The sequence below is a fragment of the Silvimonas soli genome (assembly GCF_030035605.1).
Classification (GTDB): Bacteria; Pseudomonadota; Gammaproteobacteria; order Burkholderiales; family Chitinibacteraceae; genus Silvimonas; species Silvimonas soli.
In genome coordinates this window covers 402,316-421,954 of record NZ_CP106736.1, presented here as the reverse complement: position 1 = coordinate 421,954, position 19,639 = coordinate 402,316, and the positions used below count along the sequence as shown (strand labels likewise).

Genomic DNA, 19,639 nt, shown 5'->3' with positions numbered 1-19,639 from the left:
ATAAAACCGGAACAAATCCACCCCACGTTTGCTGCGTGCAAACTCGTGCTCAGAAGAAACCCAACGCTTTGTCCGAATAGCTCACCAGCAGATTCTTGGTTTGCTGATAGTGGTCGAGCATCATCTTGTGGTTTTCGCGGCCGACGCCGGATTGCTTGTAGCCGCCAAAGGCCGCGTGCGCCGGGTAGGCGTGATAGCAGTTGGTCCACACGCGCCCGGCCTGGATTTCGCGGCCAAAGCGATACGCCCGCGTGCCATCACGGGTCCATACGCCCGCACCCAGGCCGTAGAGCGTGTCATTGGCAATTTCCAGTGCCTCGGCTTCATTCTTGAACGTGGTCACAGACACCACCGGCCCGAAGATTTCCTCCTGGAAAATCCTCATCTTGTTGTGGCCAGCAAAGATGGTGGGCTTGATGTAATAGCCCTTGGACAGCTCACCATCAAAGCGGGCGGGCTCGCCACCGGTTAGACACTTGGCGCCTTCTTGTTTGCCCAAGTCCAGATACGACAGAATCTTCTCGAACTGCTCTTGCGAGGCTTGCGCGCCAATCATGGTGCCGCCATCCAGCGGGTGGCCCTGACGAATCGCCTCAACCCGTTTTACTGCGCGTTCCATAAAGCGCTCGTAGATCGACTCTTGCACCAGCGCGCGGGAAGGGCAGGTGCAGACTTCACCTTGGTTCAGCGCAAACATGGCAAAGCCTTCCAGCGCTTTGTCAAAGAACGAGTCATCGGCGCTCATGACATCTTCGAAGAAAATGTTGGGGCTCTTGCCGCCCAGTTCGAGCGTGACTGGAATCAGGTTCTGGCTGGCGTACTGCATGATCAACCGGCCGGTGGTGGTTTCACCGGTAAAGGCGATTTTGGCGATGCGCTTGCTGGTGGCCAGTGGCTTGCCCGCTTCCAGCCCAAAACCGTTAACAATATTGAGTACGCCCGGTGGCAGCAGATCGCCAATCAACTCGGCCAGCACCAGAATCGACGCCGGCGTTTGCTCGGCGGGTTTAAGCACCACACAATTGCCTGCGGCCAGCGCGGGTGCCAGTTTCCATACCGCCATCAGGATCGGGAAATTCCACGGAATGATCTGCCCGACTACGCCCAGCGGTTCGTGAAAGTGGTAGGCAACCGTATCGTGATCGATTTCCGAAATCCCGCCTTCTTGTGCCCGTACTGCGCCGGCAAAGTAGCGGAAATGGTCAACGGCCAACGGCATATCAGCCGCGCGGGTTTCGCGGATGGGCTTGCCGTTGTCGATGGTTTCGGCCACGGCCAGCATTTCCAGATTGGCCTCCATGCGGTCGGCAATCTTGTTGAGGATATTGGCACGCTCGGCGGGCGAGGTGCGGCCCCAAGCGGTTTTGGCGGCATGAGCAGCGTCCAGCGCCAGATCGATATCGGCTTGTTGCGAACGCGGAATACGACAGAACGGCTCGCCGGTAATGGGGGATACGTTGTCAAAATAATCGCCAGCCACGGGCTGTACCCACTTGCCGCCGATGTAATTGCCATATTCTTTCTTGTACGGAAACGGCAGATTCAGAAACTTCATCTCAGCGTGATTCATTTGACCTGTTCTCCTCAGTGCATTGAATGGGCAGTGTTGCAGCTGTGCCAGCGGGTACTGGCTGTACACACAGGTGCAAACGCTGTGCCAATGCGCTAATTCGACTTAATTTATTTACAACGTATTGATTTTAAAATAAATAATATGAAAGTGTGATTGCCGGAAAATGCGTTTTTGCGCCATTTTGCAACAGGTGCTACATTGATCACTGAACAGATAAAACACTTATTTTTCAGATAATTAGGTGCACCGCAGCAATTTGTGCGGCCAAGGAGGCACCAGTGTCCCACTCTGCAACTAACCCTTTTGGCGGGGGCGATAATCTCGTTTATACGTCCTTGCTCGACCCCGAGCGACTGCAGTCCGCGCATGAGCGATCCCGCCGTTACGGCCTGTCTGAGCGCACCCGTCCGGACTACGCGATTCTCTCGCCAGCCGCTCTGGCCGAGCAGGTCGGCCAGCATCGCCAGTTCTATCAGCATGCGGTGCCGCTGGTGGAAACGCTCTATCAGCAAATCGCCAATACCCACAGCATGATCGTGCTGACCGATGCCAGTGGTTTGGTGCTGCATTCGCTGGGCGATGATGATTTTCTGGCGCGGGCGGAAAAAGTCGCGCTGCAGCCCGGCGCGTTATGGACGGAAGCCAATCAAGGCACCAACGCCATTGGCACCGCGCTTACCGAACGCCGGGCCGCCACCGTGCATGGCGATCAGCATTTTCTGAAAGCCAACCAGTTTCTGACGTGTTCCAGCGTGCCCATTCTTGATCCGCAAGGTGGCTTGAGCGGCGTCATTGACGTGACCGGCGATTACCGTGGTTATCACCGCCACACCACGGCGCTGGTGCGCATGTCGGCGCAGACGCTGGAAAACCAGTTGCTGCGCGATGCCTTTGCCGACGCGCTGTATCTGAGTTTTCATAGCCGCCGCGAATTTGTCGGCACCTTGATGGAAGGCATCGCCGCGTTCTCGCTGGATGGGCATTTGCTGGCCGCCAATGGCAGCGCCCGTTTCCAGTTGGGTATCGAGGATGAACTGGCTGGTCGACCGTTTGCGGCGCTGTTTGATATGCCGCTGGGTGAGGTGTTGTCGCGTTGTCATCGCACGGGTGATGGCTGGATCGAGTTATGCCTGCATAACGGCGTCAAGGTTGAAGCGCGCGCCGTGCTCAGAACCGCCAGCCTGGTTACCCCACGCGCATTGCCACGATTGTCGCATCTGCATTACCTGGATACGGGCGACGCCCAGGTGGCGCGGGTCATCGAACGGGTCGGCAAAGTGCTGGGGCGCGATGTACCGATTCTGATTACCGGCGAGACCGGTACCGGCAAAGAGCTACTGGCTCAGGCGATGCATCGCGATTCGCCCCGATCCGACAAAGCCTTCGTGGCGGTTAATTGCGCTTCTATTCCAGAAACGCTGATCGAATCCGAACTGTTTGGTTATGTTGACGGCGCTTTTACCGGCGCACGGCGCAAAGGCAGCAGCGGCAAGATTTTGCAGGCTAGCGCAGGTACGCTGTTCCTGGACGAAATCGGCGATATGCCGCTGGCGTTGCAAGCGCGCTTGCTGCGAGTACTGCAACAACGCGAAATCACGCCACTAGGTAGCGATCAGGCCATTCCGGTGGATATCGCGCTGGTCTGCGCCACGCACCGTGATTTACCGGCGATGGTGGAATGCGGCGAGTTTCGTGCGGATCTGTACTACCGCATTCAAGGCCTGACCGTACGATTGCCGCCAGTGCGTGAGCGGAGCGATCTACCGGCGGTGATTCGCAAGATGCTCAATACCGAAAGCGCTGGCGGCATACGTTATCGGCTGTCGGCACAGGTCATGGCGATGTGTCTGGGCTATCACTGGCCGGGTAACTTCCGGCAATTGTTCAATCTGCTGCATACCGCGTGCGTATTGGCGGGAGATGAGGCCGAAATTGGCTTGGCGCATTTGCCGGATGATTTCATCGAAGCGACCAGTCGTGGTGTTGAACCGAATGGGCCGCAGCAAGAAGGGCGGTTGGCGGCGGTGACACAGTCGGCGATTCACGCGGCGTTAAGTGAGCATGGCGGGAATGTGTCGGCTGCAGCGCGGGCTTTGGGGGTGTCGAGGAATACGATTTATCGCAAGCAGCGGGGGTGAAATGGTGTGACTTCAAAGGCTTGTGGGGTAAGTGTCTTCGGCACGAGGTTTAAAGGCATTTGATACCCGGGGGTGCCCGGGAGCACGTTTCTTTTCTTTGCGTCGCCAAAGAAAAGAAACCAAAAGAAAGGCGACCCCGCTGCCGCAAGGGGGCCCAAGGTCAAAGGCACAAGCAAACCGTCTGTTGGCCAGCCTCGTTGGGTGGATTCAGGGCGAAGTATCGTAGCCCGGATTTCCGTGAAGTTTATACCGAGAAATGGTCTCCATCCGGGCTACGATTTGCAGGTCGGATAGTCAGACATAAAAAAGCCGCTGATCTCAGCGGCTTTTTTAGTTAAATCTCTGAAGTTGCGTATTGCTCAGGCTACCAACTTCTCCAGCACTCGCCGATAAACGCCCGATAACAATGGCAAATGCGCCACTGCCACGCATTCGTTCAGTATCGTAGTATCGTAGCCCGGATGAAGCGCTAGCGAGAATCCGGGGTCGCAATACTTCAACAAGCCGCAGACCTTGGCGTTCAGTATCGTAGCCCGGATTCCCGTGAAGTTTATGCCGAGAAATGGCCTTTATCCGGCCTTCGATTTGCAGGTTGGATAGCCAGACATAAAAAAGCCGCTGATCTCAGCGGCTTTTTTAGTTAAATCTCTGAATTTGCGTATTACTCAAGCCACCAGCTTTTCCAGCACTCGCCGATAAACGCCCGACAACAATGGCAAATGCGCCACTGCCACGCATTCGTTCAGCTTGTGGATGGTGGCGTTCAATGGCCCAAATTCCACCACTTGCGGGCAGTATTTGGCGATGAAGCGGCCATCCGAAGTGCCGCCGGTGGTCGAGAGTTCTGGCGTTATGCCGGTCTCTTCCCGAATGGCGGCCTGAATGCTGCTCACCAGTTCGCCCTGGCCGGTCAGGTACGGCTCGCCGCTCAATGACCAGTTCAATTCGTACTCCACGCCGTGCTTGTCCAGAATGCCTTCCAGCTTGGCTTTGAGGGTGTCGGCGGTGTTCTCGGTCGAGAAGCGGAAGTTGAACAATACTTCGACGGTGCCGGGGATGACGTTGGTCGCGCCTGTGCCGCTGTGCATGTTCGAAACCTGCCAGGTGGTCGGCGGGAAGTATTCGTTACCCTTGTCCCACTCCGTGATCGTCAACTCGGCCAGCGCTGGCGCCAGCATGTGAATTGGATTGTTGGCCAGATGCGGGTAGGCGATATGGCCCTGTACGCCTTGCACGATCAAATGCCCGGAGAGCGAGCCGCGACGGCCATTTTTGATCATGTCGCCAAACTGTTGCGAGCTGGTGGGTTCGCCCACAATGCAGTAATCAATGGCCTCACCGCGCGCGGCGAGGGTTTCGATGACTTTGACCGTGCCGTCTTTGGCCGGGCCTTCTTCGTCGGATGTGATGAGATAGGCAATAGAGCCCTTGTGATCGGGATGATCTTTCAGAAACGCTTCGGTCGCAGTAATAAATGCGGCCAGCGAGGCTTTCATGTCGGCTGCACCGCGGCCGAACAAATGACCGTCGCGGATTTCCGGGGCGAACGGGTCGGAATGCCAGCGATCCACCGGGCCAGTCGGGACTACATCGGTATGCCCGGCAAACACCAGCACTGGGCCGCTGCTGCCTTTGCGTGCCCACAGGTTGTCGACTTCGCCAAAACGCAGGTGCTCAATGTGAAACCCGAGCTCGGCCAGGCGCCGCGCCATGATGGTCTGGCAGTCAGCGTCATCAGGGGTAACGGAGGCCCGGCGCATCAGCGCTTCGGTCAGCTCCAGGGTGGGATCGCTCATATTGGTGTTTTTCTCGTCAATAACAGGTGGGGCGGGTTGAGTGAGTGGCTCAGGAGCCATCAAACAACGCGGCGTACAACTCGGGTTTATAGCTCACGGTGATCTGGCCATTGCGCTCAAGTACTGGCCGCTTGATGACAGACGGTTGCGCCAGCATCACGGCAATGGCGGATTGGGCATCGACAACGCTGGCTTTAGTCGCTTCATCCAGTTTGCGCCAGGTTGTACCTTGGCGATTCACCAATGGTTCCCAGCCTGTGTGGGTAATCCAGTCTTGCAGCAGTTCTGCGCTGACGCCTTGTTTCTTGTAATCGTGCCATTCGTAGGTGTGACCTTGTTCGTCCAGCCAGGTGCGGGCTTTTTTGACGGTGTCACAATTGGGAATACCATAGAGTTTCATGGGTTGTTCTCTCAAAATCCGGTCAGGCGCAACGCAGCAAAAAGGGCCGCTTTTTGCGGCCCCGTATTATGCGACTGCAAGCGGATCAGTGCAGCGAAATATTGAAATTGAGATCAGTAGCAGGCGTGCTGCTGGTGCTGTTGTTTTGCGCAGCAGATTGCTGATCCTGTTCTTCCGCCGATTGCGCGTTGTTGACCATCCAGGACAGGTTGGTGGCCGAATCGGCATTTCGCAGGGCCTCATCCAGTTCGATCTCGCCCGCGCGATACAAGCGGTAGAGCGATTGCTCGAAGGTCTGCGAACCTTCGGCCAGGCTTTGTTCCATGGCTTCTTTGATGTCGGCCAGGTGTCCGTCGCGGATCAACTCAGAGATGCGCGCTGTGTTCAGCAAAATTTCCACAGCCGGAATCAACTTGCCTTGCTTGTTGCGTACCAGTCGCTGCGAAATGATCGCCTTCAGCGCGGTGGACATATCGTACAGCAAGCTTTCACGCGCTTCTTGCGGGAAGAAGTTCACCAGCCGTGCCAGCGAGTGATAACTGTTGTTCGCATGCAATGTGCTGATACACAAGTGGCCGGCTTGGGCGTATTGCATGGCGTAGGTGACCGTTTCGCGGTCACGCATTTCGCCAATCATCAGCACATCCGGTGCTTCGCGCATGGCGTTCTTGAGTGCGTCGCCGTAGCTGTGGGTATCAACACCGATCTCGCGCTGGTTGACCAGGCTTTTCTTGTGGCTGAACAGATACTCAACCGGGTCTTCCATGGTGAGAATGTGACCGGGGTGGTTCTGGTTGCGGTGTTCCAGCATGGCCGAAACGGTGGATGACTTGCCGCTGCCGGTTGCGCCCACCACCAGAATGATGCCGCGCTTTTCCATGATCAGCTCTTTGAACATCCCTGGCATGCGCAGTTCTTCCAGCGTGGCGGCGTTGGGCTTGATAAAGCGCACCACCATGGCCACGCTGCCACGACTTTTGAAAACGTTGATCCGGAAGTTGCCGATGTCTTCAACTGCCAGACCAAAGTTCAGTTCCAGGTCTTGCTCAAAGCGGGCAATGCGTTGCGGGTTGAGGATCTGGTAGACCAGTTGTTTGACGTGGTCAGCGCCAAGAACCTGATTGTTGACCGGATAACAGACGCCCTGGATCTTGATCGTGATCGGCGCATTGGCCGACAAAAACAGATCCGACGCCTGGCGCTCGGCCATCAGCTTGAAAAATGGCATCAGGTTCATGGCAATTCCCCTCAAATCCCGTTAACGGGACGTATTAACTAGCTTTGGCCCTCACGCAGCTCCCTTCGCAAAATCTTGCCCACGTTGGACTTGGGCAATTGATCGCGAAACTCGACTTTGCGGGGTACTTTGTAATTGGTCAGCTGCTCACGGCAGTACGCAATCAGCGTGGCTTCCGTCAGGGCCGGGTCTTTTTTGACCACAAAAATCTTTACCGCTTCACCGGATTTATCGTCCGGCACACCGATACACGCGACTTCCAGTACACCAGGATGTTTGGCGACGACGTCTTCCACCTCGTTGGGGTAAACGTTGAAGCCAGAAACCAGCACCATGTCTTTCTTGCGATCGGCGATCCGGAAAAAGCCGGTCGGCGACATGATGGCGACATCGCCCGTACCCAGGAAACCGTCGGCGCCCAGTACTTTGTCGGTTTCGTCTTTACGCTGCCAGTAGCCCTTCATCACCTGCGGGCCTTTGATAAACAGCTCGCCGGGTTCGCCGGGTGCCAGCACCTGGCCGCTATCGCTGCGAATTTGCGCATCGGTAGACGGAATCGGCAGCCCAATCATGCCATTGTATTCGCGCAACGTCATCGGGTTGATCATGGCGGCAGGGGAGGTCTCGGTCAGGCCATAAGCCTCTACCAGCGTGACGCCAGTGACTTTTTTCCACTTGTCGGCGACGGACTGCTGCACTGCCATGCCGCCACCCAGCGTCAGACGCCAGGTGGAGAAATCCAGCTTCAGAAAGTCCGGGTTGTTCACCAACGCGCCAAACAGCGTATTCACGCCGGTAATGGCGGTGACCGGATATTTCGACAGTTCTTTCACAAACCCCGGAATATCGCGCGGATTGGTGATCAACAAGTTGGTGGCGCCCAGCTTGGTAAAGATCATGCCGTTCGCGGTGAGTGAAAAGATATGGTATAGCGGCAACGCCGTCACAATCAGTTCATGGCCGTCTTGCACAATCTGGTTAATCCAGGCCGAAGCCTGCTGCATGTTGGCGACGATATTGCCGTGAGTCAGCATGGCGCCTTTGGCCACGCCAGTGGTGCCGCCGGTGTATTGCAGGAAAGCCAGATCGTCGTGCGTCAGGCGCACCGGACTGAAATGCAGATTGCGGCCTTTTTTGACCACATCATTGAAATGGGTGGCGCCAGGCAAGTTGAACGACGGCACCATCTTTTTGACGTATTTGACGACACTGTTGATCAGCAGGCGCTTCGGGAAATCGAGCATGTCGGCAATTTCGGTCAGGATGACATGCTTGACCTTGGTCTGCGCAATGGCTTTTTCCAGCGTATGGGCAAAGTTGGCGACAATCACAATCGCCTCTGCGCCGGAGTCTTTCAGCTGATGTTCGAGTTCGCGGGGCGTGTACAACGGGTTGACGTTTACCACTACCAGTCCGGCTTTGAGAATGCCGAATAGCGCCACCGGATATTGCAGCAAATTGGGCATCATGATGGCCACGCGAGTGCCGCGTGCCAGCTTCAGGTCTTGTTGCAGATACGCTGCAAATGCGGTCGTTTGCTCATCAAGCTCATGGTAGGTGATCGCTTTGCCCATATTGATGAAGGCATCCCGGTCGGCAAACTTGACCAGTGTTTGTGCAATCACATCCGGAATCGACGAGAACTCGTTCATGTCGATTTCGTGGGGCACACCGGCGGGATAACTGGTAAACCAGGGGCGATCCATGCTGTCTTCTCCATGTCGGGGACCGGGTGGTTCCCATATTTTGGCGTAACTCTAGTGGCGGATTGCATCGGCAACAAGCCGATCATCCGTTGGCGTCTTCATGTTTATGCCAGAGTTTCGCCAAAGTCTTGTTTCTGATAGAATCGGGTTTATCCCCTGGTGAGGCGTTTGATCCAATTGCGGATCAGGCCCACACGCATGAGGGAGTGCTTGAGAATGGGCGCTGTTGTAGCAGCCCATTTTTTGTTTGCGAAAAGGATTTTGCGTTTTTATGGCAGTGAGTCTGCAAAGCGTTCTTGAATTGACCGTTCCGGGGCTCGGTTACGAGCTGGTGGACGTCGAATTGGCCAATAACGGGCTGGTTCGTATTTTCATCGACAAACAGGGCGGCATTACCGTGGAAGATTGTGCCACGGTGAGCAGCCATCTTCAGCGTTTGTTCGAAGTGGAAAACATTGGCTACGAGCGGCTGGAAGTCTCGTCGCCCGGTTTGGATCGCGCGCTGAAAACGCCCGCTGATTTCGAACGCTTTGCCGGCGAAATGGTGCGCGCAAAACTGCGCTTGCCATTGCCGGATAAACGCAAGCGTCTTCTGGGCAAGCTGGTCGGCTTTGAAGACGGTCACGTCATAATCGACGTGGATGGCGAGCGCGTCAGCCTTGAAATGGCGCAGATCGATAAAGTGCGTCTGGAACCGCAGTTCTGATTCCAGATTGTGAATTCAATACCGACAAATAGAGCTGGCCGGGCTTTGCCGGGGGAAATTAAACAATGAGCCGTGAAATTCTGTTGCTGGTCGACGCACTGGCGCGTGAAAAGAATGTTGAAAAAGATGTCGTGTTTACCGCGCTGGAACTGGCGCTGGCCTCGGCAACAAAAAAACGTTACGACGATGAAGTAGATGTCCGTGTCGCGATTGATCGCGATACCGGTGACTATCGCAGCTTCCGTGTCTGGACCGTGGTAGAAGACAATGACCACGAAGAACCGTCCCGTCAGATCGCCATCACCGATGCGCCTGACTACGACAAAGATTTGAAACTGGGCGAAACCTGGGAAGAAGAACTCGAGCCAATCGAGTTCGGCCGTATTGGTGCGCAAACCGCCAAGCAAGTGATTCTGCAAAAGATTCGCGATGCTGAGCGTGAGCAAAACCTGAACGACTTCCTGCAACGCCGCGAACATGTGGTGAATGGCACGATCAAGCGTATTGAGCGCGGTAACGCCATCATTGAACTGGGCAAGCTCGAAGCTGTGCTGCCACGCGACCAGATGATCCCCAAGGAAAACCTGCGCGTAGGCGACCGAGTACGTGCATTCCTGGTGCGTATTGATCGTCTGGGCCGTGGTCCGCAACTGGTGCTGAGCCGGATTGCACCTGAGTTCATGCTCAAGCTGTTCGAAATGGAAGTGCCGGAAATCGAGAACGGCCTGATCGAACTGAAGGGCGTGGCACGTGATCCTGGCATGCGCGCCAAGCTGGCTGTGAAGTCCAACGATCAGCGTGTTGATCCGCAAGGTACTTGTATCGGTGTGCGCGGTACCCGCGTGAACGCCGTGACCAACGAACTGGCCGGTGAACGTGTTGATATCGTGCTGTGGTCGGCTGATCCGGCACAGTTTGTTATCGGTGCCCTGAGCCCGGCTGATGTCAGCTCAATCGTCGTGGATGAAGAAAGCCACGCGATGGATGTCATCGTGGACGAAGACAATCTGGCCATGGCAATTGGCCGTGGCGGCCAGAACGTGAAGCTTGCATCCGAGCTGACCGGCTGGAAATTGAACATCATGACGGTGAATCAGGCTCAAGAGAAAAACGAAGTCGAGTTCACCAAAGTGCGCGAACTCTTCGTCAAGGCGCTGGACGTCGACGAAGATGTTGCAGATGTGTTGGTCCAGGAAGGCTTCAACACCCTGGAAGAAGTGGCCTACGTGCCGCTGAATGAAATGCTCGAGATCGAGGCCTTCGACGAAGACACCGTGAACGAGTTGCGTGCCCGTGCTCGCGATGCGCTGCTTACGCAAGCCATCGTGGATGAAGAAAAGCTCGAGCACCAAACTGAAGACTTGAAGAGTCTGGATGGAATGACGGCCGAACTGGTCGCCAAACTGGCGGAACATGAGATCCATACGCGAGACGATCTGGCAGAACTGGCCGTCGACGAACTGGTGGAATTGACCGGTGTCGGTGAAGACGATGCCAAACAGCTGATTATGAAGGCCCGCGAGCATTGGTTCGCATAAGGCGGGGGGAATTGCATGAGTGAACTGAAAGTCAGTCAATTCGCGGCAGAGCTGAAAATGCCGCCGCAAGAATTGCTGGAACAGCTGCGGGCGGCCGGTGTCGCCAAGCAAAGTGAATCGGACTCTATTACGGCCGATGACAAAACACGTCTGCTGGATCATCTGCAAAAGAAACACGGTGCAGCGGGCGACAAGCCCAAGATCACATTGCAACGCAAGCAAACTAGCGAAATTCGCAAGACCGACGCAACCGGCAAGGCCAAGACCATTCAGGTTGAAGTCCGCAAAAAACGCGTTGTGATCGCGCCGGAAGGCAGTCAGGGATTGCAACACGCCGCAGAGCCAGCAATCGGCACTTCGGCACCGGTCCTGAATGACGGTGAACGTGCTGCACGTGAGCTGGAAGCCAGCCGTCAGAACGAACTGTTTGCCCGCCAGGCCGCAGAAATGCGCGCCAAGCAAAATCGTGACGTGCGTAAAGATGAGCCGGTTGCTGCTGAAGCTCCGGCGCAACCGTCGCATGTTGAAGTGGCACCTGTTGCCGTGGCGCACGCTGTAGCTGAGCCAGTTGCAGAAACCGTCGCTGCTGCTCCGGCCCCGGTTGCTGCGCCAGCCCCGGCACCTGCCGCTGCTGCGCCAGCACCAAGCCGTACTCCAAACCAATCGCCTGCGCGTTCGGACGAAACTCGTCCACGTATCGGCATGCGCGTTGAATTGCGCAAGCCTCGCAACGAACCATTGCGTGCTCCGGAACCAGCCAAAGCGGCTGCACCGGCACCTGCTGCTGCCAAACCCGCCGACAAGAAAAAGGGCGAGAAAGGCGCGTGGGATGACGACAAGCGCGGCAAGAAAGGCGGCCTGCGCACCAAGGGTGGCGACGCCGGCGGTGACTGGAAGAGCAAAAAGGGCGGCCGTAAGGGTCAGCAGCAACAAGATAACAATGCTCACGCTTTCCAGGCGCCTACTGAGCCGATTACCCATACCGTTGATGTTCCGGAAACCATTTCTGTAGCCGATCTGGCGCACAAGATGGCCGTGAAGGGTGTGGAAGTCGTCAAGGCACTGATGAAGATGGGCATGATGGTGACCATCAACCAGGTGCTGGACCAGGAAACCGCGATGATCGTCGTGGAAGAAATGGGCCACCAACCGGTTGCTGCGAAGCATGATGATCCGGAAATCTATCTGGGCGACGAAGACAAAACCGAACACGCACTGCTGCCACGCGCACCGGTCGTGACGGTGATGGGTCACGTTGACCATGGCAAGACATCGTTGCTGGATTACATTCGTCGCGCCAAAGTGGCGGCTGGCGAAGCGGGCGGTATTACCCAGCACATCGGCGCGTACCACGTGGAAACCGAAAAGGGCGTGATTACGTTCCTTGATACCCCGGGTCACGAGGCGTTTACCGCCATGCGTGCTCGCGGTGCTTCGGCGACTGATATCGTGGTGCTGGTAGTTGCTGCCGATGATGGCGTGATGCCGCAAACCATTGAAGCCGTTCACCACGCGAAAGCGGCCGGTGTGCCAATCGTGGTTGCAGTGAACAAGATCGACAAGCAAGGCGCCAATCCGGAACGCATCCGCCAGGAACTGGTTGCACAAGAAGTCGTGCCGGAAGACTGGGGTGGCGATACACAGTTCATCGAAGTTTCGGCCAAGCAAGGTACAGGCATCGATAACCTGCTCGACGCCATTCTGCTGCAGGCTGAAGTGCTGGAATTGAAAGCGCCGACCGACGCGCCAGCCAAGGGCATCATTATTGAAGCCCGTCTGGACAAGGGTCGCGGCGCAGTGGCAACCATGCTGGTGCAATCCGGTACGCTGAAGAAGGGCGACGTGTTGCTGGCTGGCGGCGTATTTGGTCGTATCCGTGCCATGCTGGACGAAAACGGCAAGCCGATTACCGAAGCTGGTCCGTCGATCCCGGTAGAAATTCTGGGTCTGTCGGAAGTGCCAAGTGCTGGTGAAGACGCCATGGTTCTGGCTGACGAGAAGAAGGCGCGTGAAATCGCCCTGTTCCGTCAAGGCAAGTTCCGTGATGTGAAGTTCGCCAAGCAACAGGCTTCCAAGCTGGAAAACATGTTCGCGCAGATGGCCGAAGGCGGCGAAGTTCAACGCCTGCCGATCATCATCAAGAGCGACGTGCAAGGTTCGCTGGAAGCGTTGGCTGGTTCGCTGCAAAAACTGTCGACCGACGAAGTGCGTGTGCAGATTCTGCACTCGGGCGTGGGTGGTATCAGCGAGTCCGATATCAATCTGGCATTGGCGTCCAAGGCGGTGGTGGTTGGCTTTAACGTGCGTGCCGATGCGGCAGCGCGCAAGCTGGCCGAGCACGAAGGCGTCGATATCCGCTACTACAACATCATTTATGATGTAGTAGATGATGTGCGCGCTGCGCTGTCGGGCATGCTGGCACCAGAGAAGAAAGAACAGATCATTGGTCTGGTCGAAATTCGCCAGGTGTTTGTCATCTCCAAGGTTGGCTCGGTGGCCGGTTGTTACGTGCTCGACGGTATCGTCAAGCGTGGTGCCGGCGTTCGTTTGCTGCGCAACAACGTGGTGGTCCATCAAGGTGAACTCGATACGCTCAAACGCTTCAAGGATGATGTGAAGGAAGTTCGCGCTGGCTACGAATGTGGTCTGCAACTGAAGAACTACAACGACATCCAGGAAGGCGATCAGCTCGAAGTGTTCGAAATCGTCGAGATTGCACGGACGTTGTAAGGCGTATGGGGTGTGGAGTGAGGTGTAAGACCCCACCCTGATGACGCTGGCGGCGCAGGCTTTTTTTCAAGCCTGCGCCTTTTACTTTTGTATCACCAGGAAATGGGGCTACACCTCGCCCTTCACGCCTGACTCCTCACACACCATGGCTAAACAGAAAAAGACTTTCACGCGCGCTGACCGGTTGTCGCAACAATTGCAGCGCGATACGGCTGAACTGATCCGGGCCGAACTGGATCACCCCAAAGCATCGCTGATTACCATCACCGATCTGGAAATCACGCGCGATTATTCGCACGCGAAGATTTTCTACACCTTCATGGGTACGCCAGAAGACGCAGCATCGATTGCTGAAAAGCTGGAAGCGGCCAAGGGCTTTATTCGCAGTCAGCTGGCACGCGGCATTTCGCTCTACAAAATGCCGGAACTGCATTTTGAATATGATCACTCAGTCGAACGCGGCATGGCGCTCGATAACCTGATCCAGCAAGCCGTTGGCTTGCCTAAAGCCCCGGACGACGAACAAGAAGAAGGTTGATCGTCGCGCATGGCTAAACGAAAGATTGATGGCGTTTTGCTGCTGGATAAACCGTTTGGTGTTTCCAGCAACAATGCGCTGCAAAAGGCGCGCTGGTTGTTTCAAGCCGAAAAAGCCGGTCACACCGGCGTGCTTGATCCCTTTGCTACGGGTCTGCTGCCGCTGTGTTTTGGCGAGGCCACCAAGTTTGCCCAGCGCATGCTCGATGCCGACAAGGGTTATCGTGCGACGCTGCAGCTCGGTCAGGTATCGACCACGCTGGATGGTGAAGGCGGTATTTCCCGTTCTGGCGAAGTGACTTGTGATCGTGCCCAGGTTGAGGCGGTGATCCGTCAGTTTACTGGCCCCATCGAGCAGATCCCGCCTATGCATTCCGCGCTCAAGTTTCAAGGCAAGGCGTTGTATGAATACGCGCGCCAGGGTGTTGAGATTGAACGGGCAGTGCGCCATATCACTATCTATTCAATCGATATCATCAGCTTTGAGGGCGATGTGCTGGTGCTGGACGTACTGTGTTCCAAGGGCACATACATTCGCACACTGGCTGACGATATTGGCCGCACGCTGGGATGTGGTGCGTATTTGTCCGGTTTGCGCCGTACACGTACCGCCGGTTTTGTACTGGAAGACGCAATTGGCTTGGATGAATTGGGCCAGATTGAAATGCCCGAGCGAGAGGCGCGTTTGCTGGCCCCGGAATCTCTAGTGCTTGATCTGCCGGAAATCCAGCTCGATGAAGATGATACCCATCGCATCCTGCATGGCATGACGGTACGCCGCAGGTCGGTGTGGCAGCCTGCCGAAGGTACATTCCGCCTTTACGGCGCGCCGCAAAACGGGCATAATCGCGCGTTCCTTGGTTTGGGCGAAGTGGCATCCGATGATGTGCTACGGCCCAAACGTCTGCTGGCTACTAGTGACTGATTTCTGATTGGTTCAAGTGCTGGTTAATGGAGCAAACACGGGTGGCGACACTCGGTTTTGCTTGTCTGATCGGAAAGACCCATCCGGGAACGTCCCAAGGGTTTGAGATCAACTTATCGGAGTTTTAAAATGACTGTTTCTGTTACACAAAAAGCTGAAATCGTTGGCCAGTTCCAACGCGCCGCTGGTGATACCGGTAGCCCCGAAGTTCAAGTTGCGCTGCTGACCGCTCGCATCAACGACCTGACTCCTCACTTCAAAGCCAACGCGAAGGATCACCACTCCCGCCGCGGTCTGCTGAAGATGGTTTCCCGTCGTCGTCGTCTGCTGGACTACCTCAAGCGTACCAACGCTGACAGCTACCGCGATCTGATCGCCAAGCTGGGTCTGCGTAAGTAATCATTCACGAAAAAGTCGCAGTGAAAACTGCGACTTTTTTGTTTATGGCACGCATGAAGCGCAAGCTTTAAACACAAAAGGCACTAAAAAATCGTTTCTGGTGGGATTCCTGAACTGGCGCAAGTGTAATTTGTGCTGCCAGTCGCCGGATGTTGTACCAGAATGATTTTTTAGTGCTTTTTTTCTTGGCTCCGTTATTCGGCGTGTCAGAAAAACCAGGTTGTGCCTCCCTTTTGTCAAATTGCAGTTCCGGCGGCAAAAGGGCGGATGTTGGACTGTGCTGGAACTGGCGGTCACGGACAGAGTCTTTCAAACGCGGCACGCGATTCCCTCACAAACCGGGAACGCTCCGCCATCTGTCCCGGATGATTTTCAAAGGCGTCGAACACAACGCTTTGATCTTCGTCTCCCGGCCTGACCGCAGCGGCAATCGCACGCGCTTGTGGCCGAAAAGCGCATTACTGAAAAGGATAGCAATCCGTGTTCAATAAAATCTCGAAGTCTTTCCAATATGGCCGTCATACCGTGACGCTGGAAACGGGCGAAATCGCTCGCCAGGCATCCGGTGCGGTTCTGGTTTCCATGGATGACACCGTCGTTCTGGTGACGGTGGTTGCAGCTCGCGGCGTTAAGCCAGGTCAGGATTTCTTTCCGTTGACCGTTGATTACCAAGAACGTACCTACGCTGCGGGTAAAATCCCCGGCGGTTTCTTCAAGCGCGAAGGTCGTCCTTCCGAAAAAGAAATTCTGACCAGCCGTCTGATCGATCGTCCGATCCGTCCGCTGTTCCCGGAAGGTTTTTTCAACGAAATCCAGGTGATCGCCACCGTGGTTTCGCTTGATCCACAAATCGATTCCGATATCCCGGCAATGATTGGCGCTTCGGCTGCCATGGCTATTTCCGGCGTGCCGTTTGCTGGCCCGATCGGCGCTGCACGCGTTGGTTACGCGAACGGCCAGTACATTCTGAACCCGACCAAAGACGAACTGAAAACCAGCGAGCTGGATCTGGTCGTTGCCGGTACCGAAAAAGCGGTGCTGATGGTTGAGTCTGAAGCCAAAGAACTGTCTGAAGAAATCATGCTGGGCGCTGTGGTGTTCGGTCATGACGAAATGCAAAAAGCCATCAAGGCGATCAACGAACTGGCTGACGAAGTCAACCCGGAACTGTTCGACTGGAACGAGCCGGTACGTGACGAAGCGCTGGAAGCCCGTATCACTGAAATCGCTGGTGAAGACATCGCTCAAGCTTTCCGCGTAGCCCAAAAGCAAGCGCGTACCGTCAAGCTGAACGAAGCTTGGGACAAGGTCAAAACGGCACTGATCACCGAAGACACCGACACTCTGCAAGCCAACAAGATTCGCGGCATTTTCCATGACATGGAAGCGAAGATTGTGCGTAACCAGATTCTGGACGGCTTCCCGCGTATCGATGGTCGCGACACTCGCACCGTGCGTCCGATCACCGTTCGTACCGGCGTGCTGCCGCGTACCCACGGTTCGGCACTGTTCACCCGTGGCGAAACCCAAGGTCTGGTGGTAGCGACTCTGGGCACCAAGCTGGACGAGCAAAAAATTGATGCGCTGGCCGGTGAATACACCGACCGCTTCATGCTGCATTACAACTTCCCGCCGTACTCCACCGGTGAAACCGGCCGCGTTGGTACGCCAAAGCGCCGCGAAATCGGTCACGGTCGTCTGGCCAAGCGTGCTCTGATTGCCGTGTTGCCGACCAGCGAAGAGTTTGGTTACTCCATGCGCGTGGTTTCCGAAATCACTGAATCCAACGGCTCTTCGTCGATGGCTTCCGTGTGTGGCGGCTGCCTGGCTCTGATGGACGCTGGTGTTCCGCTGAAGAACCACGTGGCAGGTATCGCCATGGGTCTGATCAAGGAAGGCAACCGCTTTGCAGTGCTGACCGACATCCTGGGTGATGAAGATCACCTGGGCGACATGGACTTCAAGGTAGCCGGTACTGACGCAGGCGTGACCGCACTGCAGATGGACATCAAGATCGACGGCATCACCAAGGAAATCATGAAGGTTGCGCTGGACCAGGCTCAAGCCGGTCGTCTGCATATCCTGGGTATCATGAAGCAGGAAGTGGCTGGTGCGAACACTGAAGTGTCGCAACACGCTCCACGCCTGTACACCATGAAGATCAATCCGGAAAAAATCCGTGACGTGATCGGCAAGGGTGGTTCCGTGATCCGTGCGCTGACTGAAGAAACCGGCACGCAAATCGACATCCAGGAAGACGGCACGATCACCATCGCTTCCGTTTCTTCGGAAGGTGCTGACGAAGCCAAGCGCCGCATCAGCGAAATTACCGCTGAAGTGGAGATCGGCAAGATCTATGAAGGCCCGGTTGTCAAGATTCTGGACAACAACGTCGGCGCCATCGTTTCGATCATGCCGGGTCGTGATGGTCTGGTTCACATCAGCCAGATCGCCAACGAGCGCATCAAGAACGTGGCTGACTACCTGAAAGAAGGCCAGGTTGTACGCGTGAAGGCACTGGAACAAGACGAGAAGGGCCGTGTGCGCTTGTCGATCAAGGCCGTGCTGAACGATGAAGCTCCGGCTGCTGCTCCAGTGGCACCAGAAGCGTAAGCAGTATTACGCTTCGCCATGACTGGCGTATAAAAGAAAAGGCCACGGTTTACCGTGGTCTTTTTTTATTCCGGCAGCAGAATGCGTAGAGACGATCACGATCGGGACGAACTTTCTGCAACTGACCTTATCCCATGGCGATTGATGGATTATTCCCGTTTCTGCAAATCCATCCCGCATCTACATCCCAAAAAGTGGAGAACAGCATGACCATGCAAGCGGTATTGCAAACCGAACCCGGTGGCCCGGAAACGCTTCACTTGGGGCAAACATCACGGCCACAGCCCGCTGCCGGGCAGTTGCTGGTCAAAGTAGCTGCCGCCGGGATCAACCGCGCCGATCTGGCGCAGCGTGCAGGTAATTATCCGCCGCCGCCAGGCGAGTCCAATATTCTGGGTATGGAGATTGCCGGGCGCGTGGTCGAAGTGGGCACTGGCGTCACGCAGTTTGCGGTTGGTGATCGCGTGATGGGTCTGGTTGGCGGCGGTGGCTACGCTGAATACTGTTTGCTGCAAAGCCAGTTAGCCATTCCGGTTCCGACAGGCATGGATGCGGTTGCCGCTGCCAGCTTGCCCGAAGCCTGGATGACCACCTGGTTCAATCTGGTTGATCTGGGGGGATTGCACGCCGGCCAGCGCGTGCTGATTCACGCTGGCGCCAGCGGTATTGGCAGCGCTGGCATCCAGTTGTGTAAATCCTTTGGCGCGTGGGTGGCCGTGACGGCGGGTGGCCCGGAGAAATGCGCGTATTGCCGCGATCTGGGCGCCGATATGGTGATTGACTACAAACAGCAGGATTTTGCCACCGAGCTGAAGAGTGCTGGCGGTGTCGATCTGATTCTGGATGGGGTAGGCGGGGATTATCTGCCACGCAATCAGGCCTGTTTGAACGCCGATGGGCAGATCATCTTGATTGGCATGCTGCGCGGGCTGAGTGCCGAAGCCAATATGGGCTTGTTGTTGATCAAGCGGCAAACGCTGCGGGGTTCGACCCTGCGCCCGCAACCATTGGCCGTAAAAGGCCGTTTGGCACAGGCTCTGCGCGATCACGTGCTGCCCTTGATACAGGCCGGTAAATTACGGGTAACGGTTGCCAGGGAGTTTGACTGGACTCAGGTCGCTGATGCGCATCGCTATGTGGCGGCAGGGCACAACCTGGGCAAGGTGATATTGCGGGTAGGGGCCGACGATTGAGCGGGGCGCTTGCGGTCAGCAAGCACTTGCAAAAGTTCAATTTTACGCTGACACCAACGTAATATTTAAGTGTTGATAACAATTCTCATTTAGATTAAAGTGCATTCCATCGGTTGAGCGGTGTGCCATCCCGGCGCGTCGGCAAACC

15 protein-coding genes are annotated in these 19,639 nt (G+C 56.0%); 9 read left to right on the top strand and 6 right to left on the bottom strand.

What is annotated here, in order from left to right; translation table 11 throughout:
* Positions 1-49 precede the first annotated feature (49 nt).
* Positions 50-1,570 (bottom strand): aldehyde dehydrogenase, encoded by a 1,521-nt coding sequence (gene adh / locus N7220_RS01880; protein WP_283149779.1) that lies wholly within the window; start codon positions 1,568-1,570, stop codon positions 50-52.
* Between the two features lie 281 nt (positions 1,571-1,851).
* Between adh and N7220_RS01875 the strand changes: the two genes are divergently transcribed.
* Positions 1,852-3,711, top strand: a complete 1,860-nt coding sequence (locus tag N7220_RS01875; RefSeq protein ID WP_283149778.1) for a sigma-54-dependent Fis family transcriptional regulator — start codon at positions 1,852-1,854, stop codon at positions 3,709-3,711.
* Positions 3,712-4,376: 665 nt separating this feature from the next.
* On the opposite strand, the gene dapE is transcribed toward N7220_RS01875, so the two are convergent.
* The 4 genes from dapE to fadD all read right to left on the bottom strand — a co-directional run bounded on the left by dapE (position 4,377) and on the right by fadD (position 8,850).
* The gene (gene dapE, locus N7220_RS01870; RefSeq protein ID WP_283149777.1) at positions 4,377-5,507 is read right to left on the bottom strand and encodes a succinyl-diaminopimelate desuccinylase; all 1,131 of its coding nucleotides are present in this window, start codon (positions 5,505-5,507) and stop codon (positions 4,377-4,379) included.
* A gap of 49 nt (positions 5,508-5,556) precedes the next feature.
* Positions 5,557-5,907 (bottom strand): ArsC family reductase, encoded by a 351-nt coding sequence (locus N7220_RS01865; protein ID WP_283149776.1) that lies wholly within the window; start codon positions 5,905-5,907, stop codon positions 5,557-5,559.
* 85 nt (positions 5,908-5,992) lie between these two features.
* Positions 5,993-7,144, bottom strand: a complete 1,152-nt coding sequence (locus N7220_RS01860) for a PilT/PilU family type 4a pilus ATPase (protein ID WP_283149775.1) — start codon at positions 7,142-7,144, stop codon at positions 5,993-5,995.
* Positions 7,145-7,182: 38 nt separating this feature from the next.
* Positions 7,183-8,850 carry a long-chain-fatty-acid--CoA ligase FadD gene (fadD, locus tag N7220_RS01855; protein WP_283149774.1) on the bottom strand — a complete coding sequence of 556 codons (1,668 nt, stop codon included), beginning with the start codon at positions 8,848-8,850 and terminating at the stop codon, positions 7,183-7,185.
* 277 nt (positions 8,851-9,127) lie between these two features.
* Between fadD and rimP the strand changes: the two genes are divergently transcribed.
* From rimP to rpsO, 6 genes are all read left to right on the top strand, one after another.
* Positions 9,128-9,556: a ribosome maturation factor RimP gene (gene rimP / locus N7220_RS01850; RefSeq protein WP_283151389.1), complete on the top strand. Its 429-nt coding sequence runs from the start codon at positions 9,128-9,130 to the stop codon at positions 9,554-9,556.
* A gap of 65 nt (positions 9,557-9,621) precedes the next feature.
* Entirely contained in the window at positions 9,622-11,094 is a 1,473-nt protein-coding gene (gene nusA / locus N7220_RS01845) for a transcription termination factor NusA (protein WP_283149773.1), read from the top strand.
* A 15-nt stretch (positions 11,095-11,109) separates the two neighbouring features.
* On the top strand, positions 11,110-13,824 hold the full coding sequence (gene infB / locus N7220_RS01840; RefSeq protein ID WP_283149772.1) for a translation initiation factor IF-2: 2,715 nt from the start codon (positions 11,110-11,112) through the stop codon (positions 13,822-13,824).
* A gap of 145 nt (positions 13,825-13,969) precedes the next feature.
* Entirely contained in the window at positions 13,970-14,362 is a 393-nt protein-coding gene (gene rbfA / locus N7220_RS01835; protein ID WP_283149771.1) for a 30S ribosome-binding factor RbfA, read from the top strand.
* 9 nt (positions 14,363-14,371) lie between these two features.
* Positions 14,372-15,286, top strand: coding sequence for a tRNA pseudouridine(55) synthase TruB (gene truB, locus N7220_RS01830; RefSeq protein WP_283149770.1), 915 nt, complete (start codon positions 14,372-14,374; stop codon positions 15,284-15,286).
* Between the two features lie 129 nt (positions 15,287-15,415).
* Complete coding sequence (gene rpsO / locus N7220_RS01825) at positions 15,416-15,685, top strand: 30S ribosomal protein S15 (protein ID WP_283149769.1); 270 nt, start codon at positions 15,416-15,418, stop codon at positions 15,683-15,685.
* A gap of 67 nt (positions 15,686-15,752) precedes the next feature.
* Here the strand turns inward: rpsO and N7220_RS01820 are convergent, their stop codons facing one another.
* Complete coding sequence (locus N7220_RS01820) at positions 15,753-16,007, bottom strand: hypothetical protein (RefSeq protein WP_283149768.1); 255 nt, start codon at positions 16,005-16,007, stop codon at positions 15,753-15,755.
* 158 nt (positions 16,008-16,165) lie between these two features.
* On the opposite strand from N7220_RS01820, the gene pnp reads away from it, so the two are divergent.
* Positions 16,166-18,298, top strand: a complete 2,133-nt coding sequence (gene pnp / locus N7220_RS01815) for a polyribonucleotide nucleotidyltransferase (protein ID WP_283149767.1) — start codon at positions 16,166-16,168, stop codon at positions 18,296-18,298.
* 206 nt (positions 18,299-18,504) lie between these two features.
* Complete coding sequence (locus N7220_RS01810; protein WP_283149766.1) at positions 18,505-19,491, top strand: NAD(P)H-quinone oxidoreductase; 987 nt, start codon at positions 18,505-18,507, stop codon at positions 19,489-19,491.
* Positions 19,492-19,639: the final 148 nt, after the last annotated feature.